General features: G+C 72.9%; 27 protein-coding genes. 13 read left to right on the forward strand and 14 right to left on the reverse strand.

Translation table 11 applies throughout. The features are described 5' to 3' along the window. Positions 1-27: 27 nt before the first annotated feature. The 3 genes from IF12_RS0107335 to IF12_RS0107345 all read left to right on the forward strand — a co-directional run bounded on the left by IF12_RS0107335 (position 28) and on the right by IF12_RS0107345 (position 2,079). The gene (locus IF12_RS0107335; protein WP_030156326.1) at positions 28-534 is read left to right on the forward strand and encodes an O-acetyl-ADP-ribose deacetylase; all 507 of its coding nucleotides are present in this window, start codon (positions 28-30) and stop codon (positions 532-534) included. 62 nt (positions 535-596) lie between these two features. Further along, positions 597-1,472 carry a hypothetical protein gene (locus tag IF12_RS0107340; protein ID WP_030156328.1) on the forward strand — a complete coding sequence of 292 codons (876 nt, stop codon included), beginning with the start codon at positions 597-599 and terminating at the stop codon, positions 1,470-1,472. Between the two features lie 199 nt (positions 1,473-1,671). Further along, positions 1,672-2,079 (forward strand): protease inhibitor I42 family protein, encoded by a 408-nt coding sequence (locus IF12_RS0107345; protein WP_081913341.1) that lies wholly within the window; start codon positions 1,672-1,674, stop codon positions 2,077-2,079. A gap of 28 nt (positions 2,080-2,107) precedes the next feature. Here IF12_RS0107345 and IF12_RS0107350 read toward each other — a convergent pair whose 3' ends face one another. The 4 genes from IF12_RS0107350 to IF12_RS0107365 form a co-directional block, all read right to left on the reverse strand. Further along, on the reverse strand, positions 2,108-2,746 hold the full coding sequence (locus IF12_RS0107350; protein ID WP_030156332.1) for a class I SAM-dependent methyltransferase: 639 nt from the start codon (positions 2,744-2,746) through the stop codon (positions 2,108-2,110). Between the two features lie 2 nt (positions 2,747-2,748). Beyond that, positions 2,749-2,937 carry a hypothetical protein gene (locus tag IF12_RS0107355; RefSeq protein WP_030156334.1) on the reverse strand — a complete coding sequence of 63 codons (189 nt, stop codon included), beginning with the start codon at positions 2,935-2,937 and terminating at the stop codon, positions 2,749-2,751. A 145-nt stretch (positions 2,938-3,082) separates the two neighbouring features. Then, positions 3,083-5,035: a hypothetical protein gene (locus IF12_RS0107360; protein ID WP_030156337.1), complete on the reverse strand. Its 1,953-nt coding sequence runs from the start codon at positions 5,033-5,035 to the stop codon at positions 3,083-3,085. 166 nt (positions 5,036-5,201) lie between these two features. Beyond that, on the reverse strand, positions 5,202-6,191 hold the full coding sequence (locus tag IF12_RS0107365; RefSeq protein WP_030156339.1) for a sulfite exporter TauE/SafE family protein: 990 nt from the start codon (positions 6,189-6,191) through the stop codon (positions 5,202-5,204). 210 nt (positions 6,192-6,401) lie between these two features. Here IF12_RS0107365 and IF12_RS0107370 point away from each other — a divergent pair, with 210 nt between their 5' ends. Further along, the gene (locus IF12_RS0107370; RefSeq protein WP_030156341.1) at positions 6,402-6,902 is read left to right on the forward strand and encodes a DUF1269 domain-containing protein; all 501 of its coding nucleotides are present in this window, start codon (positions 6,402-6,404) and stop codon (positions 6,900-6,902) included. 97 nt (positions 6,903-6,999) lie between these two features. Next, the gene (locus IF12_RS0107375; RefSeq protein ID WP_133884297.1) at positions 7,000-8,160 is read left to right on the forward strand and encodes a PP2C family protein-serine/threonine phosphatase; all 1,161 of its coding nucleotides are present in this window, start codon (positions 7,000-7,002) and stop codon (positions 8,158-8,160) included. A 48-nt stretch (positions 8,161-8,208) separates the two neighbouring features. Here the strand turns inward: IF12_RS0107375 and IF12_RS0107380 are convergent, their stop codons facing one another. Both IF12_RS0107380 and IF12_RS0107385 read right to left on the reverse strand, forming a co-directional pair. Further along, positions 8,209-8,865, reverse strand: coding sequence for a hypothetical protein (locus IF12_RS0107380; RefSeq protein ID WP_133884298.1), 657 nt, complete (start codon positions 8,863-8,865; stop codon positions 8,209-8,211). Between the two features lie 70 nt (positions 8,866-8,935). Beyond that, the gene (locus IF12_RS0107385; RefSeq protein ID WP_030156348.1) at positions 8,936-10,522 is read right to left on the reverse strand and encodes a sodium:proton antiporter; all 1,587 of its coding nucleotides are present in this window, start codon (positions 10,520-10,522) and stop codon (positions 8,936-8,938) included. 308 nt (positions 10,523-10,830) lie between these two features. Between IF12_RS0107385 and IF12_RS0107390 the strand changes: the two genes are divergently transcribed. Next, positions 10,831-11,595 carry an NAD(P)-binding domain-containing protein gene (locus IF12_RS0107390; protein ID WP_030156351.1) on the forward strand — a complete coding sequence of 255 codons (765 nt, stop codon included), beginning with the start codon at positions 10,831-10,833 and terminating at the stop codon, positions 11,593-11,595. On the opposite strand, the gene IF12_RS0107395 is transcribed toward IF12_RS0107390, so the two are convergent. Continuing rightward, entirely contained in the window at positions 11,592-13,097 is a 1,506-nt protein-coding gene (locus IF12_RS0107395; protein WP_035748595.1) for an aldehyde dehydrogenase family protein, read from the reverse strand. The two genes, IF12_RS0107390 and IF12_RS0107395, sit on opposite strands and share 4 nt — an antisense overlap. A 234-nt stretch (positions 13,098-13,331) precedes the next feature. On the opposite strand from IF12_RS0107395, the gene IF12_RS0107400 reads away from it, so the two are divergent. Genes IF12_RS0107400 through IF12_RS0107410 form a run of 3 tightly spaced genes read left to right on the forward strand, consistent with a single transcriptional unit; the run spans position 13,332 to position 15,943 of the window. Next, on the forward strand, positions 13,332-14,228 hold the full coding sequence (locus IF12_RS0107400) for a dihydrodipicolinate synthase family protein (RefSeq protein ID WP_030156356.1): 897 nt from the start codon (positions 13,332-13,334) through the stop codon (positions 14,226-14,228). A 9-nt stretch (positions 14,229-14,237) separates the two neighbouring features. After that, positions 14,238-15,239: a proline racemase family protein gene (locus IF12_RS0107405; RefSeq protein ID WP_030156358.1), complete on the forward strand. Its 1,002-nt coding sequence runs from the start codon at positions 14,238-14,240 to the stop codon at positions 15,237-15,239. A gap of 29 nt (positions 15,240-15,268) precedes the next feature. Beyond that, positions 15,269-15,943, forward strand: coding sequence for a GntR family transcriptional regulator (locus tag IF12_RS0107410; RefSeq protein WP_030156360.1), 675 nt, complete (start codon positions 15,269-15,271; stop codon positions 15,941-15,943). Between the two features lie 52 nt (positions 15,944-15,995). Here IF12_RS0107410 and IF12_RS0107415 read toward each other — a convergent pair whose 3' ends face one another. Next, positions 15,996-17,075 carry an NADH:flavin oxidoreductase/NADH oxidase gene (locus IF12_RS0107415; RefSeq protein WP_030156362.1) on the reverse strand — a complete coding sequence of 360 codons (1,080 nt, stop codon included), beginning with the start codon at positions 17,073-17,075 and terminating at the stop codon, positions 15,996-15,998. A gap of 240 nt (positions 17,076-17,315) precedes the next feature. Here IF12_RS0107415 and IF12_RS0107420 point away from each other — a divergent pair, with 240 nt between their 5' ends. Continuing rightward, positions 17,316-17,765, forward strand: coding sequence for a MarR family winged helix-turn-helix transcriptional regulator (locus IF12_RS0107420; protein ID WP_030156365.1), 450 nt, complete (start codon positions 17,316-17,318; stop codon positions 17,763-17,765). 4 nt (positions 17,766-17,769) lie between these two features. Beyond that, positions 17,770-18,267 carry an AAA family ATPase gene (locus tag IF12_RS0107425; RefSeq protein WP_030156367.1) on the forward strand — a complete coding sequence of 166 codons (498 nt, stop codon included), beginning with the start codon at positions 17,770-17,772 and terminating at the stop codon, positions 18,265-18,267. A 25-nt stretch (positions 18,268-18,292) separates the two neighbouring features. On the opposite strand, the gene IF12_RS0107430 is transcribed toward IF12_RS0107425, so the two are convergent. After that, on the reverse strand, positions 18,293-18,898 hold the full coding sequence (locus tag IF12_RS0107430) for a TetR/AcrR family transcriptional regulator (RefSeq protein ID WP_030156369.1): 606 nt from the start codon (positions 18,896-18,898) through the stop codon (positions 18,293-18,295). Positions 18,899-18,981: 83 nt separating this feature from the next. After that, the gene (locus tag IF12_RS0107435; protein WP_030156371.1) at positions 18,982-19,284 is read right to left on the reverse strand and encodes a hypothetical protein; all 303 of its coding nucleotides are present in this window, start codon (positions 19,282-19,284) and stop codon (positions 18,982-18,984) included. A gap of 231 nt (positions 19,285-19,515) precedes the next feature. Here IF12_RS0107435 and IF12_RS0107440 point away from each other — a divergent pair, with 231 nt between their 5' ends. Further along, entirely contained in the window at positions 19,516-19,758 is a 243-nt protein-coding gene (locus IF12_RS0107440) for an SCO4848 family membrane protein (RefSeq protein ID WP_030156374.1), read from the forward strand. Between the two features lie 72 nt (positions 19,759-19,830). Here IF12_RS0107440 and IF12_RS0107445 read toward each other — a convergent pair whose 3' ends face one another. Further along, on the reverse strand, positions 19,831-20,745 hold the full coding sequence (locus IF12_RS0107445) for an aminoglycoside phosphotransferase family protein (RefSeq protein ID WP_166659596.1): 915 nt from the start codon (positions 20,743-20,745) through the stop codon (positions 19,831-19,833). Positions 20,746-20,834: 89 nt separating this feature from the next. After that, on the reverse strand, positions 20,835-21,506 hold the full coding sequence (locus tag IF12_RS0107450; protein WP_030156379.1) for an NAD(P)H-binding protein: 672 nt from the start codon (positions 21,504-21,506) through the stop codon (positions 20,835-20,837). 264 nt (positions 21,507-21,770) lie between these two features. Here IF12_RS0107450 and IF12_RS0107455 point away from each other — a divergent pair, with 264 nt between their 5' ends. Next, the gene (locus IF12_RS0107455; protein ID WP_030156381.1) at positions 21,771-22,316 is read left to right on the forward strand and encodes an AAA family ATPase; all 546 of its coding nucleotides are present in this window, start codon (positions 21,771-21,773) and stop codon (positions 22,314-22,316) included. 64 nt (positions 22,317-22,380) lie between these two features. On the opposite strand, the gene IF12_RS26080 is transcribed toward IF12_RS0107455, so the two are convergent. Both IF12_RS26080 and IF12_RS0107465 read right to left on the reverse strand, forming a co-directional pair. Beyond that, positions 22,381-22,548, reverse strand: a complete 168-nt coding sequence (locus tag IF12_RS26080; RefSeq protein ID WP_166659597.1) for a hypothetical protein — start codon at positions 22,546-22,548, stop codon at positions 22,381-22,383. 98 nt (positions 22,549-22,646) lie between these two features. Then, a complete protein-coding gene (locus tag IF12_RS0107465; protein WP_051704085.1) occupies positions 22,647-23,462 on the reverse strand; it encodes an HAD family hydrolase in 816 nt (271 codons plus the stop codon). Positions 23,463-23,517 lie beyond the last annotated feature (55 nt).

Raw genomic sequence — 23,517 nt, forward strand, 5'->3', positions numbered from 1 at the left:
CCGCTCGGATCGTGTTTGAATGCGGGCATGGCGATCTCGATTCTCAAGGGCGACATCACCCACCAGCGCGTCGACGCGATCGTCAACGCCGCGAACTCCTCGCTGCTCGGCGGAGGCGGCGTCGACGGCGCGATCCACCGCGCGGGCGGCCCCGCGATCCTGGAGGAGTGCCGGGCGCTGCGGGCCTCCAGATACGGCCGCGGCCTGCCGACGGGACAGGCCGTCGCAACCACCGCCGGGCGCCTTCACGCCCGCTGGGTCGTCCACACCGTCGGCCCGGTCTACTCCGAGACCGAGGACCGCAGCGCGCTCCTCACCTCCTGCTACCGCGAGTCACTGCGCGTCGCCGGCGAACTCGGCGCCGCCTCGATCGCCTTCCCCGCCGTGTCGGCCGGGGTCTACCGCTGGCCTGCCGCGTCGGCCGCCGAAATCGCCGTCGCCGCGGTCCGGGAGGCCGGCACCGACATCGAGGACCTCCGCTTCGTCCTGTTCAACGACGAGGTCCTGGAGGCCTTTCAGCGCGCGATCGGCTGAACCTGTCGCACCCCGCCGGTACGGTCGACGGGCCACGTGTCTTCGAACGAGGGGGTTCAACGATGAAGCAGCTCAGCAAGGACGCATTCGCCGCGGCGGAGCGGTACCTGGTCCTCAACGCCAGGGTCGTCGACCGGGTCCGGTTCGCGCACCGGTTCCGCGGCGGCCCCGTCGGCCAGGTGGTGCACGCGGTGCGCGCCTACCAGAACCCTGACGGCGGCTTCGGCCACGCGATCGAGCCGGACCTGCGCGGCGCGAGCGGCCAGCCGCAGGGCGTCGAGATCGCGTTCTGGGCCCTTGACGACGCCGGCGTGTTCGAGGCGGCGACGGTGCGCGGCGCCTGCGCGTGGCTCGAAGCGAACACCACTGAGGACGGCGGCGTGCCGTGGGTGCTGCCGAGCGTCCTCGACGACGAACGCGCCCCCTGGTGGCAGCCGGAGGGCGAGAAGCCGCCCGCGGCGCTGAACCCGACCGCGCCGCTCGCCGGACTCCTCCATACGCACGGCGTCGGGCACCCGTGGCTGGCACCGGCGACCGAGTTCTGCTGGCGCGCCATCGCCGGACTCACCGAGGTCGGCGCCTACGACGCGATGTGCGTGCTCGCGTTCCTCGAACGCGTCCCCGACCGCGAGCGGGCCGAGGCCGAGTTCGAGCGGCTCGCCCCCTCGCTCAGGGCCTCGGCGGCGCTCGACCCGAACGAGCCGGGCCACACCCACTCCCCGCTCGACCTCGCCCCGCGCCCCGACTCGCTGGCGCGGCGGCTGTTCAGCGGCGAGGAGATCGACCTGCACCTCGACTTCGCCATCGACGCGCAGAACGAGGACGGCGGCTGGGCGCCGAACTTCGAGATGTGGACCCCTGCCGTCGTCCACGAATGGGGCGGCCACCTCACCTACAGCACCTTGCGAACGCTGAACGCCTACGGCCGCATCGCATAAGACCGGCACGAGCCCGCTCGCGCAACGCGGCGGGCGGCGCCGAGGCGGACGATGCTCGTGAGGCGACCTTCCAAATTGCGGTGCGCACCCTCAAGACCGACTCGCGCAGTGCCGTGACCTCGCCCCTCTCGGCATCCGCGGTCACCTCCGCCCCAGGAGTCCACGGGATCAGTGGGGCCGGGGCGCTAATCTGGCCCGCATGGCGGCACCGAAGCTCTTGACACCGGTCTTCGCACTGGTCCTTGCCCTCTCGGGCTGTTCCGGTCCAGATTCGACCGTCCCGCTCGACGCCGAAAGCGCGTCGGTGAGCGCCGGCGAGACCCTGCGGATCGACTTCGGGAAGGTCAACCCCTCGGTCGGCGACTCCTGGTACCTCGTGGAGGAGCCGGACGCGGCGGTCCTGACCGAGGTCGGCCGGGAGACCCGCGACGACCCCGACTGCGACGGCGACGGGTGCGGCATCGAACTGGCCTGGGACTTCGAGGCCGTCGGACCGGGCGAGACCACGCTCGTGTTCCAGTACTGCTTCCGCACCGACCTCGAAGAGTGCGTCGCCGATCCCGAGCGCGAGGAACCGGTCGAGCTGACCGTGACGGTCACCGACTGATCGGGCCCGACCCGAGCGGCCCCGGTCGCTATGCGGGCTTGCGCGCGGTGCCGACCAGGTGGGGGCTCACCTTCAACGGGAACGGCAGCCCCGGGAAGCGCTGCGGCGACAGCGCTCCGGTGTCGAATCCGGCCCGGTCGATCGCCGCTCCGGTGTCGCGCCCGGTGTGGCAGCCGCCGAACACGTGCGACCACAGGACCGCGTCGAACACGGCCTCGCCCGTGCGGATCGCGCGGTTCGCGGAGCCGACGTGCTCCAGGCAGATCAGCGCCCCGCCGGGCTTGAGCACCCGGTGGATCTCGGCCAGAGCCCGGTCCTGGTCCTCGACCGAGCACAAGACCAGCGTGGCCACGACCGCGTCGAACGAGTCGTTCTCCAGCGGCAGCTTCTCGGCCTGCCCGTCGATCACCGTCGCCTCGCGGCCGAGTTCCTCGGCCTTGGCGCGGGCGAGGTCCCTCATTCGCTCCTCGGGTTCGACCGCGACCAGTTCGGTCACGGCCTCGGGGTAGTGCGCGAAGTTCGCCCCGTGCCCGCATCCGATCTCCAGTACGCGGCCGGCGGCGCCCGCCAGGAGCCGCGCCCGCTGCTCGCCGAGGCCGCGGTCCTCAAGGGAGGCTGCGGCCTGCGGGTACCAGCGGGCGAAGAGGCGGTGGCTCCTTCGTCCCATGTTCACTCCTCGTCGTTCTGCGACCGGGCCAGGAGGACGACGGCGAGCACCATGGCGATCAGGAGGATCACGGCCACGAGGAAGGTGTCGACCGCGAACAGGGCGTTGAAGCCCTGCGCGAGGAACGGTGCCGTCATCGCGAGCACCGCCGCCAGGGCGATCCAGCGCGCGTTGCGGCGCATGAAGTCCATCGACGCTCCTCCCGGGTTCTCCCCGAGCCTACGGGAGCGGTCGGCCGTTCGGGGCGGGCGGGTTCCTCGGCGGTTCGGGTGTGTCGGGCGGAGTCGTCCACGGCCGCAAGCGCTGCGGTGCGGGCGTGGCGCTTCGGTCCCGGGGTCAGTTGGTGCGGGTGTTGGGCAGGTGGCCGCCGAGGTAGCCGATCCAGATCTTGCCCGTGGCGCCGCCGGCGTCGTCGAGGAAGTGCATCCGCGGCGCGGGCGAGCCGATCTGCTGGAGTTTGATGTGGGAGGGCATGTAGACGCGCCCGGACGGGTCGATCTCGGCGGGGACGCGGAAGATCCGGGCCCGATAGAACTTGGGGTTCCCCGAGACCGAGTCGGACTCCTTCATGGACACCATGTTGGGGGTGATGATCGGCGCGCCCGGCAGGGGCCGGGCGCACCAGTCGTAGAAGCCGCCGGTGAAGCGCTCCTCGGCGCGGGCCTCGGCGTAGGCGTCGAGGGCGCGCAGGGCGTCCCAGGCCCTGCCGGTCCAGCGCCTGCGGTGGCGCGGGTACATGACGTCGAGCCTGGAGACCTCGGTGTCGAGGGTGTCGGGGAGGTCGAGGTGCCGTAGGTGCTTGCGGGCCTTCTGGACGACGTCCATGAGGCTCTCGGCCTCCCAGGGGCCGTCGGAGTCGGCGCTCTGGACGCCGTAGACGGGGTCGGCGTGCTCGGCGAGGCGGCTCTCGAGCCAGCGGATGCGGTCCTGGGCCTTGCGCTCGTGCTCTTGGAGTTCGACGTAGTCCGATTCGAGCTGGTCGTATTGGAGGCGGAGGCGTTCGAGTTCCTGGCCGCCGCCTTGGCGGCGCCTGCCGAGGAGCCCGGCGGCCTCGACGGCGCGGGTGAGCGCTTCGAGGTGGGCGGACATGGTCTTGATGAGGGCGGTGGTCTCGGAGTCGCCGCCGCGGGCCATGTCCACGAGCGCTTCCAGGACGCTGTCGTCGAGGTGGTCGGCGAGGCGTTCGGCGATGGCCTCGGCGAGTTCCCCGGATGATTCGGCGGGGGCCGCCGGGGGTTGCGGTGGCGTGGCCGAGGTGACGGGCGCGGGTTCGACGGGTTCTGGTTCGACGGCTTCTGGTTCGACCGGCTCGGGCGCGGTGAGTTCAGGCTCGGGGGCCGGCTCGGGTGCTGGAGGCGGCGGCGCGGCCGGCCGGGCGGTCTTCTCAATTGACTTGGGCGGCCTGGGGACGGGTATCGCCGCGGGGCTCGGCGGCGCGGCGTGGAGCGCGTCCGCGTCGAGGGTCCCTGCGATGACGCGGCCGACCCGCGGTTCGGTCCGGCGTATGTCGGTGGGCAGGGGCCGGTGCACCGTGGCGTCGACGACCCCGGAGATGACGACGCCGAGGGCGCGTATGCCGTGGTCGCGTATCGCGCCGCCGCCGCGGGGCTGGTGGCGCATCGCGTAGGTCTCCTCTCCGGGGCGCAGCCCCGGCAGGTAGGTGCGCAGGCCGCCGCCGAAAACGCTCAGGTCGGGGCCGAGCCACTTGTTGAGGTCCTCTTGGGTCCGGTTGTCGTAGAGGCGCGCGACGATCGCGACTCCGGCGAGTTCGGCCGCGAGGTGTTCGGCGCACGCGGCGACGAGGCCCGGTTCGGTGCGGTCCACGGACATGACGATGCAAGGGACGCTCCGGGCGGGGTCGGAGAGCCAGCCGGTCAGCTCCCGGACCTCTTCGGGCCCGACGAGGTGCGGCCCCGATTCGAGGGGCACGGCGCCGTCGGTGGCGCGGCCGGTCGCGAGGAAGGCGGGCATGAACCCGGGGGCGCGCACGGGGTCGGCGCCCTCGGAAAGCTCGCCTTCGACGGTGACGCGGACCCAGCTCTGCGCGGGCGTGCGGCCTTCGGCCCAGGTGGCGGTGGTGCGCAGCCGCCCGGCCCCGGTGGGGGCGTCGAGGGTGTAGCGCCCGCAGACGGCGCTGTCGGCGAGGAGGGTGCGGGTGCGGCCGCGGGTGTGTTCGAGGCGGGGCGAGCCGTCGTCGTCGGCGCCGGCCCAGGCCGCGAAGCAGCGTCGCAGACGGGGTCCGAGCCGTGGCCCTCCGTCGCGGATCATTGCCTGGTAGAACTGCGTCACAGCGCCTCCAACCGTCCTGCACAGGGCCACGTTGAGCCCACATGCTACTGGAAGTTCACTTGGATGAGGTCATCCAAATCCAATAGGGATGATGGGTTTGGAGGCGGCGGCGGAGACGCAGCGGGCCCGCACCGGGAACGGAACGGGCCCTTGGGGAAGCTGAGGTTCAGGGGGTCTCGGCGGTCCGTTCGCCGGCCGGGGCGTCGGCCTCGGGCGCTTCGACGGCGGCAGTGTCGGAGGCTGAGCCGTCGGCGGCGTTGTTCGCCTTGTCGAGGACCGGTTCGCCCACGTCGCGCTCGGCGAGGTGGCGGCGGACCGAGTAGGCCACGGCCGCGATCCACACGATCGCGAGGGCGATGTACACGCCGATGGCGATCGAGGTCGGGGCGCCGACCCAGTCGCTGTTGAGGAGCGTGCGGGAGTTGGTGAGGATGATGACGCCGCCGACGGCCGAGCCGAGGACGCGCGGCGGGATGTGGCGGACCAGCCAGGCGGCGATCGGCGCGGCGATGAGGCCGCCGGCGAGCAGGACGCCGACCCACGCGAAGTTGATGCCCGCGCTGCCGATGCCGACGAGGAAGCCGATCGAGGCGGCCAGGGCGACCAGGAACTCCGAGGTGTCGATCGAGCCGATGACCTTGCGCGGTTCGATGCGCCCGCTCGCGAGGAGCGCGGGCGTGCCGACCGGGCCCCAACCGCCGCCGCCGGTGGCGTCGAGGAAGCCGCCGACCAGGCCCAGCGGGGTGAGGAACCGCTTGCGCAGCGGCTTGCCGAGATTGCGCCGGTCCAGGCCGCGAACGGTGAAGCGGATGAGGAGGTAGAGGCCGAGCGAGAGCAGGATGATCGACATGATCGGGCCGGCCAGCTCGGTCGAGAGCCACGACAGGAAGGTGGCGCCCGCGAAGGCGCCGATCGCGCCGGGGATGCCGATCTTGACGACGACCTTCCAGTCGACGTTGCCGAACTTCCAGTGCGAGGCGCCCGAGGCCAGGGTGGTCCCGATCTCGGCCAGGTGCACGGTGGCCGAGGCCGAGGCGGGGTTGGTGCCGATGGCCAGCAGCAGCGTCGTGGACGTGACGCCGTACGCCATGCCGAGGCTGCCGTCGACGAGCTGGGCGACCAGGCCGACCAGGCCGAGGAGGACGAGGGTGCGCACTGGGGGCCTTCCGGGTCGGAAACGGGAGCAAGATCTCTACCAAATCTATGGGAAATATAGATTGCCTGGGCGTTTCCGTCAACCGCGCTCCCGCGAAGCGGGACGCCGCGCGGCCCGCGATTGCGCGCGATTCCCCTCCGCGGGGACGCGCCGGGGACCACAATCGGGCGAGAGGCCGCCGTCGGCGGCCCCGAAGAGAGGAAGACGCGCATGAGCCAACTCATCGCCGTGGCCTACCCGGACGTCTCCACGGCGCAGACGGTCCTCGAGAAACTCGCCGGCATGCAGAAGCGCGAGCTCATCAAGCTCGGCGACGCGGTCGTGGTCGAGCGGCGCGAGGACGGCAAGGTCAAGCTCCACCAGTCCACGTCGCTGGTCGGCGTGAGCGCCGCCGGCGGCGCCATCTGGGGCGGCCTCATCGGCCTCCTGTTCTTCGCTCCCCTGCTCGGCATGGCCGTCGGCGCGGCCGCGGGGGCCGCGGGCGGGGCGATGACCGACATCGGGGTGGACGACTCCTTCATGAAGGAGCTGGGCACCGAGCTGAGCCCGGGCAGCGCGGCCCTCGTGCTCCTGGTCCTCTCCGCGACCGAGGACAAGGTCCTCGAAGAGCTCGGCGGCCAGTACCAGGGCAAACTCCTCCAGACGAACCTGTCGGCCGAGGACGAGCAGCGACTGCGCGAGAGCATCGACGCGCACACCGGCCAGGGCTGAGGCCCGCGCACGACGAGCCGAGGGCGGACGGGAGCGGCCCCCGTCCGCTTTCGCCGTTTCCGGGCCCGAGTCCCCTGTGCACGTTTACGCTCGCTGCGTGAGCAGGACGGGGCGGTCGAGCGGGGAGACGCAGGAGCAGCTGCGGTCCTACGCGGTGCCCTCCAGCGCCTGGAACCGCATCACCTCGGGCCACCCCGGTTCGGTCCTGACCCTGCGGCTGCTGCCGTTCATCCTGCTCGCCGCGACCGTGCCGCTCGCGTTCATGACCCCGATCATGGTCCCCTACGCCAACTACTCGCTCATCCTCCTGCCGGCCTTCACCGCCCTGGTCAACGGGCCCGTCGCGACCACCGCGGCCACCCTCGGCGTCCTCGCGTTCGGCAGCGCCGGGGCCAACACGCTCGGCCTCCTGCCGTTCCCGGACAACCTCTGGTCCGACCTGCCGCCGGTCGCCGTGGTCGGCGTCCTGTGCATCGTCCTGGCCTGGGCCAGGAACCGGATCATCAAGCGCCTGCTCGACATGACGCTGGTCGCCGAGACCGCGCAGCAGGCCATCATGCCCGACCTGCCCAGCCGGATCGCGGGCATGAAGATCAGCTCGGTCTACCGCACCGCGCACGGCAGCCCGGGCCTCATCGGCGGCGACTTCTACGACGTGCAGGACACCGACTTCGGCCTGCGCGCGGTCGTCGGCGACGTCCAGGGCCACGACCTGAGCACCGTCCACCTCACCGAGGCGCTGCTCGGGACGTTCCGCGAGCGGGCCCTCGACGACCCCGACCTGACCACGCTCGCCGCGCACCTGGAGCGGCGGGTGCGCCTGCACAACCGCGACCGCGACGAGTGGGGCCAGACGTTCGCCACGGCCGTCATCTTCGAGATCAGCCCCGCCAGGGACCGGCTCCGCACCCTGCTGTGCGGGCATCCGGCCCCGCTCCTGGTTCGCTCGGTCACCTACCCGATCGGCGGGAAGCCGCTGCCGCCACTGGGCCTGGCCGACTTCGGGATCGACTCGCCCGTGCAGGTCCGCGACGTGGAGCTCGCCCACGGCGACCTCATCATCGCCTACACCGACGGGCTCGTGGAGGCGCGCAACCCCGTGGGGCAGACCTTCCCGCTGTACTCGCTGCTCAACGCCCACGTCGCCGCCGGCGTGCGCGAACCGGCCGACCTGCGCACCCGGCTGCGCTCGGACTTCATCACCGGCGGCTACTCCCGCAACGACGACCTCACCGCGATGGTCATCCAGATCCCCTGAGCGCGACGAAAGGCGGCGGCGAGGCGCCGCCGCCCGTCGATGATCGCGCTACTCGTGGCCCTCTTCGTAGTACGAGCGCGACTCGACCACCTCGGGCATGGCCACCGGCAGGTGCGCCGTCACCGTCTCCCCGTTCGAGAACGCGAAGGCGACCTCGACCGTCGAGCCCATCGACACGTCCTCTGTCAGGCCCTCCAGTTGCAGGAACGATCCGGTCTTCGGCGACAGCCGCGTGTACGAGCTCGGGCCGATCTCCACCGCGAAATCGCGCTCGCCGGTCGGCGACGCGCCGGACTCGGCGTCCTCGGGGGCGGCCTCGGACGGCGTGTCCTCTGCTTCCGGGTCGGTCGCCAGCGTGACCGCCTCGGCGATCGGGCTCGTCACCGACTCCAGCACCACGGCCGTCTCGCCGTCGTTGGCGATCCACACCCGCAGCGGGGCGGCGCCGCCCGCCGGGTAGGAGCCCGACTCGCCGAAGTCGACCGCGAGGTCGCGCAGGGCCAGCGACCCGGCGTCCGCGTCCACTCCGGAGATCGCCGGCTTCATCTCGCTCGTCGCGGCCCGCTGGCCCGCGCCGCAGCCGGTCAGGGCCAGCAGCAGGGCCGCGGCGGCGGCCAGGCGGGCCCTCGACCGCCGCCGGTCCTTCACGGCCGTGCGCTCCACCAAGGTGCGGCTCGCCGCCGCGCTCGCGTCTCGTCTCTCCACAAGCGCAACCCTAAGCGCGCGGCGGCCCCGGGCCGGGCCGCGACATACCGGCGCGACGCGTCTCGCGCGGTCAGCCGGGCCTGCGGCGGCCCACGGCCCGGTGGTCGAGGGCGCCGAGCACCCGGTCGATGAGCGCCGGGTCGTAGCCCGGGGAGGAGCGCATCTGGAGGATGCGGGCCGTGGCGGCCGAGAGCATCTCCCCCTCGATGCGCTGCATGGTGTCCATCTTCTCGGCGAGCCGCTCGGTCTCGGGGTCCTGCCGGTCCTCGACCATGGCGGTGACCTGCTGGGCGCGCTTGTCGAACCAGCGCTCCATGGAGGCGGCCACCTCCTCGTCGAGCTCGCCCCTGCCGCGCAGCTCCCGCAGCCGGTCGGTGGCGGCCTCGCCCGCGGTGCTCATGATCGCCCGCAGCGCCGCGGTCTCCTTCTCGGTGTCCTCGCGGACGCCGAGGAACGCGATGAGGCCCGGCAGGGTCAGGCCCTGGGCCACGAGGGTGGCCAGGACGACGACGACCGCGAGGAACTGGATCTGCTCGCGGCCGGGGAACGGCGAGCCGTCGGCGGTGAACTCGGGCAGGGCCAGCGCGGTCACGACGGTGACGACCCCGCGCATCCCGGCCCAGGCGGTGACGATCGCCAGGCGCGGGTGGTTGCCCAGCTCCTTCCAGCCGATGCCCATGCGTCCCAAAAGGATCGCGAGTCCGAGCCAGATCGCCCGGATGAGGATCACGGCGCCGGCGACGGCGAGGGCCTTCCACAGGAGGTCGCCGACGCCGGGGCCGACGGCGTCGATGATGTCGATGAGCTCCATGCCGACGAGGCCGAAGGTGAGGGCGTTCAGGCCCGTCTCCAGCACCTCCCACACCGAGCCCTGGACGATGCGGCCCTCGAAGTCGTCGGGGTCGATCGAACGGGCGACCATGTAGAACGCGGCGACGATGACGGCGAGGACGCCGGAGGCCTTGGCGCCCTCGGCGAGGAGGTAGGCGATGTAGGGGGCGGTGAGGCCCAGGGCGGTGGTGACGCGGGTGTCGTTCACGAAGGACCCGAGCTTGACCAGGATCCAGCCGACGCCCAGGCCGATCCCGGCCGCGGCGAGGGCCGAGTAGGCGAACAGGCCCGCCGACCAGAGGACGGAGACCGATCCGGTGACGACGCCGAGGACGGCGACGTTGTAGAGGGTGAGGGCGGTGACGTCGTTGAACAGGCCCTCGCCTTCGAGGATGGTGACGAGGCGGCGGGGCAGGCCGAGGCGGCTCGCGACGGCGGTGACGGCGGCGGCGTCGGGCGGGGCGCAGATGGCGCCGAGGACGACCGCGGCGATGACCGGCAGGGCCGGGCTGATGGCGGCGGCGAGGACGGCGACCGCGGCGGTGGTCACGAAGACGAGGACGACCGCGAGGAAGAGGATCGGGCGCCAGTTGGCGGCGAAGTGCCGCCAGGAGGATTTGCGGGCGGCCGACCACAGCAGGGGCGGCAGGAGGACCGGCAGCAGGTGCTCGGGGTCGATGTCGAGCGCGGGCATCCCGGGGATGAGCCCGAGCGCGAGGCCGTAGAGGCAGATGAGCACGGGCGCGGGGATGCGCATCCATTCGGCGGCGGCGGTGAGCAGCAGTCCGCCGACGAGGAGGGCGAACAGGATCGCCACCAGTTCCATGGGGTCTCCGAGTCTCGGCGCGGGGTCTGTCCTCAATGACCCGGCCATACTACGCGCGGCGGGGCCGGTGCGAGGCGCACTCCGCCGCTGTTCGTCCTTTTTGCGGCGGTGTGCGAGTGCGGTCGGGGTGCGGCGGACGGTGCTCGACCGGGTCGCGGTACGTGTGCGCCGCGCCATCGCGGGGCGGGAGTCCATCGAGGATCGGTGCCGAGACCCGCGGTCGCGGAACGGTGGTTCGGTGGCGGCCCGCGGCCTCCGCGAGCGACAATCGCCTTCGACGACACGAGAGCATTACGGAGGCGGACCAGGTGAATCGCATCGGCATCATCGGCGTGGGCGAGATCGGCAGAGCGATGGTGGAGGGCATCTGCGCGGGCGACGAGAAGGCGCCGGAGGTGCTCCTCTCCCCTCGGGGCGCGGCCACGGCCGCGGACCTGGCCTCGCGCTACGCGAACGTGCGGGTCTGCGCCGACAACCGGGAGGTGGCCGACCGCGCCGACCTTCTCGTCGTCGCCCTGCGCCGCCGCGACCGGCACGAGGCCCTCGATGGGGTGCGCGTGGACGGGCGCGCGATCGTGGTCAACGTGATGGCGGGCGTCCCCAACGACGAGCTGCGCGAGATCCTCGGCACCGATGCCGTGCTCGTGCAGGCAATCCCGCTGCCGGCGGTCCGCGAGCGCCGCGGGGTCACGGTGGTGCACCCGTCCCACCCGGAGACGGACGCGCTGTTCGACCTGCTCGGCGGGGCGCAGCCGGTCGCGGACCCGGCGGCGTTCGACGTCTTCTCGGCGCTGGCGAGTACGATCAGCACCAACTACGCGTATCTGACGGCGATCACGTCGTGGGCCGTGGACCAGGGCGTCCCGGCCGAGGCCGCCGACCGCTACGTGCGCGGCCTCTTCCAGGGCGTCGGCCGCGCGCTGGGCGACCGGGAACGCCCGCTGGAGCGGCTCGCGGCCGACCACGAGACCCCGGGCGGCAGCAACGAGCGCATCCGCACCACGTGGTTCGGCCCGGCCAACGTCGCGGCCCTGGAGAAGGCCCTCGACGACCTCCTCGCGGACCTGCGTTAGCGCTCCAGGGCGCCGTCGACGCGTCGTTGGAGGCTGAGCGGGTTGTCCTCGTGGAGGGCTTCGGGCAGTAGCGCTTCGGGCGTGGACTGGTAGGCGACCGGGCGCAGGAAGCGGTCGATTGAGGCGGGGCCGACCGAGGTGTGCCGGGCGTTCGTGGTCGCCGGCCACGGCCCGCCGTGGTGCTGCGCGTGCGTGACCGCCACTCCGGTCGGCCAGCCGTTGACGATGACGCGGCCCGAGCGTTCGGCCAGCAGCGGCAGCACGGCACGGGCGACGGGATCGGCGGAGGTCGCCAGGTGCACCGCGCCGGTCAGGCCGCCGGGCAGTTGCGGCAGGACCCGTTCCAGCTCGGCGATGTCGGCGTAGGTGAGCACCAGTGCGGCGGGCCCGAAGCACTCGCGCAGCAGCGTCCGGTCGCCGTCGATCGCGGCGGCCGGGGCCGCGATGAGTGCCGGTGTCACCGCATGGGCTTCGCCGCCGGGGACCGGTTCCAGGAGGGATCGCGCGGCCGGGTGCGCGGCGAGGCCCGCGGTCTCGGCGAGGTACGCCTCGCGGATCCGCCGGTTGAGCATCGGGTGGACCTGTTTGGCGCGCACCGCCTCCGCGAGCGCCTCCTCCAGGCCGTGGCCTTCGGGGAGGAACAGCAGGCCCGGTTTGGTGCAGAACTGGCCCGAGCCGAGGGTCATCGAGGTCGCGAACTCCTCGGCCAGCGCCCCGCCGCGCTGGGCGAGGGCCTCGGGGGTGGCCACGACCGGGTTGAGGCTGCCGAGTTCGCCGAAGAACGGGATCGGTTCGGGGCGGGCGGCGGCCTCCGCGGCGAGGGCGCGGCCGCCGCTGATCGAGCCGGTGAAGGCGGCGGCCTTGATGGCGGGGTCGCGGATGAGGTCGAGTCCGGCCTGGAAGCCGGTGACGACGGCGAACGCGCGCGGGTCGGCGCCGTGCTGCTCGATGGCGGCCGTGACGGTCTCGGCGAGGAGGGCGGCGGTGGCGGGCTGGGAGTCGTGGGCCTTGGCGACGACGGGGCACCCGGCGGCCAGCGCGGCGGCGGTGTCGGTCCCGGCGACGCCGAAGCCGAGCGGGAAGTTCGAGGCGGCGTAGACGGCGACCGGTCCGAGCGGGACGTTCCACCGTCGCAGGTCGGGCCGGGGCGGGGTGGTCCTCGGTGCGGCGTGGTCGATGACGATGTCGAGGGGCGCGCCGGTCTCGGCGTGGGCGCCGTACTGCTCGAACTGGCCGGTGGTGCGGGCGAGTTCGCCGCGGAGGCGGGCTTCGCCGAGGCCCGATTCGGCGTCGGCGAGGGCGACGATCGCGTCTTCGCGGGCGGTGAGGGCGGCGGCGACGGCGCGCAGCAGGCTCGCGCGTTCGGCGGGGCGCATCGCGGCGAGCGCGGGCGCGGCGGCGCGGGCGGCCTCGGTGCGGCGGGCGGCTGTGTCGGTGGCGGGGATCGGTTCGCCGAACGCGGTGCCGGTGGCCGGGTTGACGCTGCGCAGCGCGTCGGGCATGGGTGCTGCTCCGTTCGGTCGGCGGGCCGGGCCGGGAGCCGTGTGCGGCTCGGGGCCGGTCGGCCCGGCACGATGGTCGCTTGGACGATCAGTAGTATGTGACATATTACTGATTGCGGTGACCGCGCCGAAGGCGCGGTGCCGGGAGGCGGCGGTCGCCGGAGCGGCTTGCCTCTGGCGCGTTCGCGCCGGTGAAGCCGCGCCTCCGCAACCGCCTTCGAGAAGGGAAGCCCTATGACGGCACTCGAACCGCGTCCCTGGCGCGGCGTTCTCGTCGCCACCGCACTGCCGTTCCGCGAGGACCTCTCGGTGGACTTCGACGCGTACGCCGAGCACTGCGCCTGGCTCGTCGCGAGCGGCTGCGACGGGGTCGTGCCGAACGGCTCGCTCGGCGAGTACCAGGTGCTCACCGAGGCCGAACGCGCCCGCGTGGTCGAGACCGCGGTCGCGGCGGTCGGCGGGGAGCGGGTCATGCCCGGGGTCGCGGCCTACGGTTCGCGCGAGGCGCGCCGCTGGGCCGAGCAGGCCCGCGAGGCCGGCTGCGGCGCGGTGATGCTGCTGCCGCCCAACGCCTACCGGGCCGACGAGCGCTCGGTGCTCGCGCACTACCGGGAGGTCGCCGAGGCGGGCCTGCCGATCGTGGCCTACAACAACCCGATCGACACCAAGGTGGACCTCACGCCGAAGCTGCTCGCGACGCTCCACCGCGAGGGCCTGATCCAGGCGGTCAAGGAGTTCTCCGGGGACGTGCGCCGCAGCTTCCGCATCAATGAACTCGCCCCTGACCTGGACGTGCTGGTCGGCGCCGACGACGTGCTCCTCGAACTCGCCCTCGCCGGGGCCAAGGGCTGGGTCTCCGGTTACCCCAACGCCCTCCCGGAGTCCACCGTGGCGCTCTACCGGGCGGCCGTCGCCGGGGACCTCGCGACCGCGCTGCCGCTGTACCGGAGCCTCCACCCGCTGCTGCGCTGGGACTCGAAGGTCGAGTTCGTGCAGGCCATCAAGCGCTCCATGGACCTCGCGGGCCGCAACGGCGGCCCGTGCCGCCCGCCAAGGATGCCGCTGCTGCCCGAGCAGGACGCCGAGGTCACCGCCGCGACCGAGCGGGCGATCGCGGCCGGACTCGCATAGGGGGGGCGGATGCGCAGCAGGCTCGTGCTCCACACCGTGGAGTCGCACACCGAGGGGATGCCCACGAGGGTCGTCACCGGCGGCGTCGGGACCGTGCCCGGATCGACCATGATGGAGCGCCGCGACCACTTCGTGGAGCACCTCGACCACCTGCGGCTGCTCCTGATGCGCGAGCCGCGCGGGCACGCGGCGATGAGCGGCGCGATCCTCCAGCCGCCGACCCGCCCCGACGCCGACTGGGGCGTGCTGTTCATCGAGGTCTCCGGCTGCCTGCCGATGTGCGGGCACGGGACCATCGGCGTCGCCACGGTCCTGGTCGAGACCGGGATGGTGGCGGTGACCGAGCCGGTCACCACCGTCCGCCTCGACACGCCCGCCGGGCTCGTCACCGTCGACGTGCGGGTCGAGGACGGGGCCGCGAAGTCGGTCACGCTCGTCAACGTCCCCGCCTTCGCCGTCGGGCTCGACCGCGCCGTCACGCTCGCCGACGGGCGCGAGGTGCGCTACGACCTCGCCTTCGGCGGGAACTTCTACGCCATCGTCGAATTGGCCGACCTCGGGCTGCCGTTCGACCGGGCCGTCAAGGGCGACCTGCTCGCGGCGGGACTGGCGATCATGGACGCCGTCAACGCCGAAGCGGCGCCGGTGCACCCGCTGGAACCGTCCATCCGGGGCCTGCACCACGTGTACCTGGCCGCGCCCGGCTCGGACGCGTCGCTCTCGCGCCACGCCATGGTCATCCACCCCGGCTGGTTCGACCGCTCCCCCTGCGGCACCGGCACCTCCGCGCGCATGGCCCAGCTCCACGCCAGGGGCGAACTGGGGCTCGAGCAGGACTTCGTGAACGAGTCCTTCATCGGCTCGCGCTTCACCGGCCGCCTCATCGGCCGCACCGAAGTGGCGGGCGCGCCCGCCGTCGTCCCCACGGTCACCGGCCGCGCCTGGATCACCGGTACCGCCCAGCACATGCTCGACCCCGACGACCCCTATCCGAGCGGTTTCGAGCTCTGAGCACCGACGTTCCATCCGAGGAGGAGCCGATGGCCGCGCGAACCGCCCGGTTGTCCATGCCGGAGACCGGCACGGGCCGCTCCAGCTACCGCGAGCGCATCGGCGAGGCGCTGCGCGCCGCCGTCATCGCCGGCGAACTCGCCCCCGGCCGGGTCTACTCGGTGCCGGCCCTGGCCGAGCAGTTCGGCGTCTCCGCCACCCCGGTGCGCGAGGCCATGCTCGACCTCGTCAAAGAGGAACTCGTCGAACCCGTTCCCAACAAGGGCTTCCGGGTCACCACCGTCGAGGCGTCGCAACTGGACGAGTGCACGCAGCTGCGCGAACTCATCGAGGTCCCCGTGACCGCGGCGCTGGCGACCACCGCCGACCCCGCCGACATCGAAGGGCTGCGGCCGCTCGCGCAGGCCATCGTGGACGCCGCCGCCGCGCAGGACCTCATCGCCTACGTCGAGGCCGACACCCGCTTCCACCTCGCGCTGCTGTCGCTGTCGGGCAACCGGACCCTCGTCGCGACCGTCCGCGACCTGCGACGGCGCTCGCGCCTGTACGGCCTGACCGCGCTGCTGGAGGCCGGGAGGTTGGAGGAGTCGGCCGTCGAGCACCTGGAGATCCTGCGGTGCCTGCTCGACCGCGACACCGAGCGCGTCCGCGAGGTCATGGGGCGGCACCTGGGCCACGTCAGGGGCAAGTGGGCGCGGCCCTGAGAGCGCGAAAGCGCCGGACCCGGGCTCGGGTCCGGCGCTCGTCAGAAAAGGTTCAGGCGCGGGCGTACTGCGGCGGGACGCGGGGCGTCTCGCCGAGCTCGCGGGCGGCCTGGTGCGGCCAGTACGGGTTGCGCAGCAGCTCGCGGCCGAGCGCGACCGCGTCGGCCTCGCCGTCGGCGAGGATCTTCTCGGCCTGCCGGATCTCGGTGATGAGCCCGACCGCGGCGGTCGGCAGCCCGGTCTCGCGGCGCACCCGCGCGGCGAACCGCACCTGGTAGCCCGGGCCGGTCGGGATCGAGGCGCGCGGCACGCTGCCGCCGGAGGACACGTCGAGCAGGTCCACGCCGTGGGCGCGCAGCAGGGCCGCGAGGCGGACCGTCTCGTCGGCGGTCCAGCCCTCCGGCTCGATCCAGTCGGTGGCCGAAACCCGGAAGAGCACCGGGACCTCCTCGCCGACGGCCGCGCGCACCGCGTCGGCGATCTCGACGGCCAGACGGGTGCGGCCCTCGAAGGAGCCGCCGTAGGCGTCCTCGCGGCGGTTCGAGACCGGCGAGAGGAACTCGTGGAGCAGGTAGCCGTGGGCGCCGTGGATCTCGACGACCTCGTAGCCGGCCTCGATCGACCGGCGGGCGGCCGCGGCGAAGGCGTCCACGACCCCGCGGACCTCCTCCAGCGACAGCTCGTGCGGGACCTGCGAGTCCTCGCTGAAGGCGACCGCGCTGGGCGCGACCGGCTTCCAGTTCACGTCCCCGGCGCCGCGGGTCCGCTCGATCGCGAAGCCCGGATCGGTGCTGGCCTTGCGCCCGGCGTGGGCGATCTGGATGCCCGGGACGGCGCCGTACTCGCGCATGAGCGCGGCCGCGCGCCGGTGGCCCTCGACCTGGGCGTCGTTCCAGATGCCGAGGTCGGCGGCGCTGATGCGGCCCTCGGCGGTCACCGCGGTGGCCTCGACGAGGATGAGCCCCGCGCCGCCGGCGGCGCGCGAGCCGTAGTGCTGGAGGTGCCAGTCGTTGGGGACGCCGGTCGCGGGTCCCGCGACGTCGGCGCTGTACTGGCACATCGGGGCCATCCAGATCCGGTTGGGGATGGTGGTCCCCCGCAGGGTGAGCGGGTTGAACAGGTTGCTGGTCACGGTGGTTCCTTTGCGGTGGCGGCGCGGGGCGGGCGCCGCGGGCGGTGGTGACGGCGGGACGGGCCCGCCGGGCGGTCCCAAGGGTACTGCTGCCCGATGCGTTCGGGCGGCGGTCACGGCGTTGTGGCCACACAGCCGATATTACTTGCAAACGCGGGCTAATTGCAACCGACGATAATTGTGCAGGTAGGTATATCGTTGTACATTAGAATCGCCCGTACCCGAGCGAGGAGGAGCACCGTGACCACCGCACCGGAGAACGGCACCGCGTTGGCGCAGCACTGGTGCGCCCTGTCGGTGCTCCACGAGCGCATCGCCGACCGCGTCCAGCGGCGGCTCGAGGCCGGGCACGACCTGAGCGCCCGCGAGTTCTCGCTGCTGACCGTGCTCAGCCGCCAGGACGAGGACCGCCACTTGCAGATGCGGCAGGTCGCCGAGGCGATCGTCCTCAGCCAGAGCGCCACCACGCGCCTGGTCACCCGGTTGGAGGACCGCGGTCTGCTCGCGCGCACGATCTGCAAGAACGACCGGCGCGGCATCTACACCGACGTCACCGAAGCGGGCCACCGGCTGCTCGCCGAGGCCCGCCCCACCCACGACGGCGCGCTCCACGAGGCCCTGGACGAGGCCCGCGAGAACCCCGAGTTCAAACCGCTGGTCGAAGCGCTCGAACGCATCGGCGAGCGCTGAGCGCATGGCCGGGACGCGGCGAGTGCTCATCACGGGCGTGTCGGGCGTGGGCAAGTCGACCGCGATCGCGGCGCTCGCCGCGCGCGGGCTGCACGCGGTCGACACCGACTACGGCGGCTACTGCTCCCCCGAGGCCGAGACGGCGCCTCCGGGTCCGACCGCGCGACCGGGCTGGGTCTGGTACGAGCCGCGCATCCGGCGGCTGCTGGACGAGGCCTCGGGCGAGGCGCTGTTCGTCAGCGGCTGCGTGCCGAACCAGGGCCGCTTCTACGGCGACTTCGACCGGATCGTGCTGCTCACGGCCGCGCCGGAGGTCGTGCGGCGCAGGCTGATCGAGCGCACCGGGAACGACTACGGGAAGGCCCCGGGCGAACTGGAGGCCGCGCTGCGCGACCAGGCCGAGGTCGAGCCGCTGCTGCGCGCGGGCGCGACGGCCGTCCTCGACACCGACGCGCCGCTGGAGGACCTTATTGAGAGACTGCTCTCCCACGCCTTCGCGTAGCGGGGCCGGAGGGTCCTGAGGGGACTCAGTCCGCGGGGCCCTTGACGGAGGCCCAGATGCGGTCGGGCAGGTGCTTGAACGCCTCGGCGATGTCGTCGGCCCCGGGCATCCCGATGAGCCAGCGCGTCACCGACTCGGTGATCGGCCCGATGATGAGGCAGCCCAGGAGGCTGTCGGGGACGGCGACGATGCGTCCGGCCTCCATGTGCGGGGCGACCCAGGCGAGGATGCGGCGCAGCTGCGGCGCGGTCTCGGCGAGCATCGCCTCGGTCGGCGTGATCAGGTGCGCCTGGTAGGGCATCCCGAGCAGGAAGTGGGCCTTGGCCCGGTTGTCGACGCACCAGCGCAGGTAGGCGGTCACGAAGGCGCGGATGCCGGTCCGGGCGGTGCGGCGGGACTCGACGGCCTCGACCAGGCGGTCGAGCAGTTCGGCGCTGAGGCGCGAGTAGAGGGCGGCGGTGAGGCCGTTGAATGATCCGAAGTGGTGGTAGAGGCTGCCGACGCTGATGCCGCTGGCGGCGATCACGGCGGTCATGGTGTAGCCCTCGGGGCCGCTGCGGGTGTAGACGTCGAGGGCGGTCTCCAGGAGGCGTTCGACGGTCTCGCGTCCTCGCGCCTGCTTGGCCGCCATGTTCGCACCCCGTCTCCGCTGCACCGGTTTCGAAGGTACCTCTACAAGGTCCGGTCGGATCGGGCGCGGTGGAGGGTCGGGGCTCAGGACTTCCAGAACTTGGCGCCGGCGCGGGCGAGGAGGTCGCGCTGGGCGCGGCTGAGCAGGCGCTCGTAGCGGTGGTTGAGGTAGAGGCCGGGCGGTTCGGCGTCGATGCGGAAGACGTTGCCGAGCCAGCGGACGGGGTGGCCGTCCTCGGTCTCCCAGACTTCGACGATGCGGTCGCCGGGGCTGATCGTCATTCTGATGTGGATTCCGGCGAACTCGGTGTCCTCGGTGCGGACCCAGCCCACGGCGGCGGCGTCGGGGTACCCGCCGGGCAGCGGGTGTTCGTCGGTTCCGCTCATTTCCGGGCCAGCCATTCCCTGCATTGATGACATTCCGGTCTCCATCATCGCAGAACACGGTTAGCGCGCAACTGCCCCACCGTGTGACACCGCGTCTGCAATGCCCAGGATAGTAGGCGGACCCGGCGGTTCGGCCACCGGAGGGCGGGCCGTCCGCGTGGCGGCGTGACCGGGGACCGCCGCGGGCGCGGCCGCGGGGGCGCGGCGGCGGGTGCGCCCGATACTGGTGGCATGAAGCTCAGCCGCCCCGTATCGGTGTTCCTGCTCGCGTTCGGCGTATGGTCGTGGTTCGTGTGGATCTCGTTCGTGAAGAACCTGTTCGCCGACGCCAGCGGCCTGGCGTTCGAGGACGCGGGGGATCCGACGACCTATTTCTGGATCCATCTGACGCTCGCGGTGGTCTCGTTCGGGCTCGGCACGGCCATCGGCGTCATCGGCGTCCGGGGGCTGCTCGCCGCGCGCCGCGCGGGCTGAGTCCGGAGGGGACCGTTCGACCGGTCGCCGACTCCGGGTGGAGTCGGCGATCCGACGCGGCCGGGCGTGGCGTCAGGCCTCTTCGAGGTGGCGCATCGCCTCGGAGGCGAGATCGAGGTGGCGGTCCTCGGCGGTGCCCGCGAGGTGCTCGGTGAAGCGCAGCAGCGCCCAGTCCTTGACGCGCCGCGCGTCGGCGCCGAGGCCGTCGGCGACGGCGGCGAGCAGCTCGGCGCCGCTGTGCGGGCCGTGGAGCTGGTGCGTGAACAGGAGGTAGCCGCCGTCGAAGGCGCGTTCGGCGAGGCAGGGCTTGGGGTCGATGACCAGCCACGGCTCCCTTTCGGCCGAGACGATGTTGCCCAGGTGCGTGTCGCGGTTGCCGATGCCGAGTTCGGGCTGGTCTTCGAGGGCGTCGCACCGCTCCAGCGCGGCCTTCAGGCGCGCTTCGCCGACGCGGCGCCGCGTCTCGGCGTCCGCTTCGGTGTAGGCGCGGCGCCAGCGGTCGATCATGTCGGTGGCCTTGGGCAGCTCCGGGTAGCCCTCGGGGAGGTCGGCGGGGCGCCACAGCCGGCGGTAGAGCCCGCAGGCGATGTCGATGCGCCGCCAGGCCGCCTCGGGGGTCTTGTGCCCGAAGAAGCGCGTGGACTTGAGCCGGTTGCCGGGCACGGCCTGCTCCATGAGCATCGCGCCGGTCGCCGGGTCGTACTCGTGCAGGAGCACCGCGCCCTCGCCCCGGTAGCAGTGCAGCGCGGTGGGCTCGGCCGCGTTCTCGGCGTCGCGCACGGGCACCTTCAGCACCGCCCGCTCGCCGTTGCGGCGCCGCACCGGGACCACATAGGAGTGGGAGCCGCCGCCGTAGGGCGGGCCGTCGAGCCGCAGCGACCACTGCCTCGTCAGGCTCCAGACCGTCTTCGGAAGTCCGTCCAGCCATTCCTGCCCGGCGGGGCCGAACCAGGAGAGGACGTCGCGCCGCACGGAGGAAGGGACCACACCAAATCGCATCCCTTTAGTATCGAGCACCGCGCTTCGGGCGTTCCAGCCGCATACGCATGGGCGGCAAGCGGTCCGCGCCGGAGGCGTCAGCGGAGGGCCGCGACCGCGGCCGTGACGGCCGTGTCCCCTTCGCGCAGTTCGAGGACGCGCCCGGAGACGTCGGGATTGCGCAGCAGCTCGGCGAGCACCGCGGCCACGTCGGCGCGCGGGATCGGGCCGCGCCCGGCGGGCGGCTCGGACAGCAGGACCGCGTCCGCGGGCGGATCGTCGGTGAGGCGGCCCGGGCGCAGGATGACCCAGTCGAGGTCGCGGTTGCGCAGGTCCTCCTCGGCGCCGGCCTTGGCGGCGATGTAGGCGGCCCACACCTCGTCGCGGCTCGGGTCGGGCTCCTCGTCGACGCCCATGCTGGAGACCTGGAGGAAGCGGCGGACGCCCGCGCGCTCGGCCGCGTCGGCGAGCAGGACCGAGGCCGCCCGGTCCACGGTGTCCTTCCTGGCCGCGCCGCTGCCGGGACCGGCCCCGGCGGCGAACACGACCGCGTCCACCCCGCCGTCGGTCTCGGAGGCGAGCAGCCCGCCGAGGTGCTCGGCGTCGGCCTGTTCGAGGTCGAGGACGATCGGACGCCCGCCGATCGCGGTCAGGTCCTCCGCGTGGTCGGGATTGCGGATGAGCCCGGTGACCGAATGCCCCTCGGCCGCCAGGATCTCGGTCAGGCGCAGCGCGATCTGCCCGTGCCCTCCGGCGATGACGACATGCATACGGCCCACCCTAGCCCGGCGAGGGCGGCGGCGGGCCGCTTGCGCACAGAGGACCGTGCGGCGAAGCATGCTCGGGCCGATGGACACGGAAGGCCATGCCTTGACGCTCTCGGACCGCTGCGCTGGCGTGGGCGGCTCCATTCGCGGCGGGGCTCCCGCCGCGGTGCACGCCGAGAGGATCGAAGCCCATGGCCGTCAGCGGTGTTCTACCGCTGCCGTTGAGGCCCTGCCCGAGCGGCCGCGTCGATTCCGTAGCATCGCACGGTGACTCGACTGATCCTCCTCAACGGCGCTCCCGCGGTCGGCAAGTCCACGCTCGCGCGGCGGTACGCCGAGGACCACCCGTTCGCCCTCGTCCTCGACATCGACCAGGTGCGGCGGATGCTCGGCCGCTGGCGCGAGGACCTTTCGGCTTCGGGCCTGCTCGCCAGGTCGATCGCGCTCGCCGCGGCCCGCGCGCATCTCGAATCGGGGCATGACGTGGTGATCCCGCAGCTCACGGCGCGGGTCGAGTTCATCGAGCGGATTGCCGCGACCGCGGCCGAAGCCGCGGCGCGGTTCGTCGAGGTCTATGTGCACGCCGGCGAGGAGGAGGCGCTGCGGCGCTTCGAGGAGCGGACGCGCGCCGCCGCCGACCCGACCCACGTGGACGCCGCCGCGACGCTGGTCGGCGGCGAGGAGGCGCTGCGGGCGATGCACGCGAAGGTCACCGCGCTCATCGGGCGGCGGCCCGGGGCGGTCACGGTCGTGAGCGTCCCGGGGGACGTGGAGGCGACGTACCGCGACCTCCTGGCCGCCCTCGATCTTTGATGCGCACGCGAAGGCCCCGGCGGGCGAGGCCCGCCGGGGCCGAAGTGCGTTAAGCGGCTGCGCGTCAGGAGAACGCCGCTTCGAATGTCGGTGCCGCGAACGCCGTGAGGGCGAAGGCGGCGGCCAGCAGCGCGAGGCCGACGCCTCGGGTGCGGCGGGAGGTGGTCGGCAGCGCTGCGATGACCAGCAGCACGATCGCGATCAGATAGAACAGGGCTTGGAACACTGCCATTATGGACTCCTCAAGGGGGTGGACGCCCTGGTGGTACCCGATCCGCCACCGGCGCAAACACTGCGGGGAGTTCCGGGAGGCCGGAGCGGGGGCCGCGTTCAGGGCCGACCGAGGCCCAGGATCGCCTCGATCGCCTGGGCCACACCGTCTTCGGCGGAGGCGCCGGCGCGGTCGGTGGCCGCCGCGACCGCATCGGGGTGCGCCGTCGCCATCGCGAAGGAGCGCCCGGCCCAGGCGAGCATGGACACGTCGTTCGGCATGTCCCCGAAGGCGACCACCTCATCGGCGGCCACGCCCCGCTCGGCGCACCAGGCGGCCAGCGCATCGCCCTTGGTCGCTTCGAGGGCGGTGCATTCGATCTCGGGGAAGCTCCCCCAGTGCCACAGGCGCACGCCGGGCAGGTCGATGTGGCGGGTGCGCTCGTGCATCGCGGCGCCGGTGGAGCCGGGGAGGCGCACGATGAGCTCGGCGATCGCCTCGGCCTCGCCGGTGGGGTCCTCCTCGGGGTCGAGGAAGGTCCAGGGCTCGTTGAAGTGGACGCCTTCGCGCAGGGCCTCGGACTGGGCGAGGTGGCGTTCGCCGGTCTCGACGGCGAAGACCGCGCCGGGGAGGGCCTCGCGGAGGCGGTCGTAGAGGACTCGGGCGGTCGGGAGGGGGATCGGGTGGCGCAGGTCGGCGCTGCGGGCGGCCATGTCGTAGTGGAGGGCGCCGTTGCAGCAGATCGCGGCGTCGAGGACGGCGGCGAGTTCGGGGACGCGGTAGACCGCGCGGGGCGGCCTGGCGGTGACGGCGATGGTGAGGAGGCCGTGTTCGCGGGCGGCTTGGAGGGCCTTCTGGTTGCGTTCGGACAGGAGTCCGTTCGGGTCGAGCAGGGTTCCATCGAGGTCGGTGGCGATCACCTTGGGAGCGGGCACGTCACGAGTATCGGGGACCGGTCGCGCCGTGGCAACCTCTATTGCGGCCCCGGCG

The sequence above is a fragment of the Glycomyces sp. NRRL B-16210 genome (assembly GCF_000719515.1).
GTDB lineage: Bacteria > Actinomycetota > Actinomycetes > Mycobacteriales > Micromonosporaceae > Glycomyces.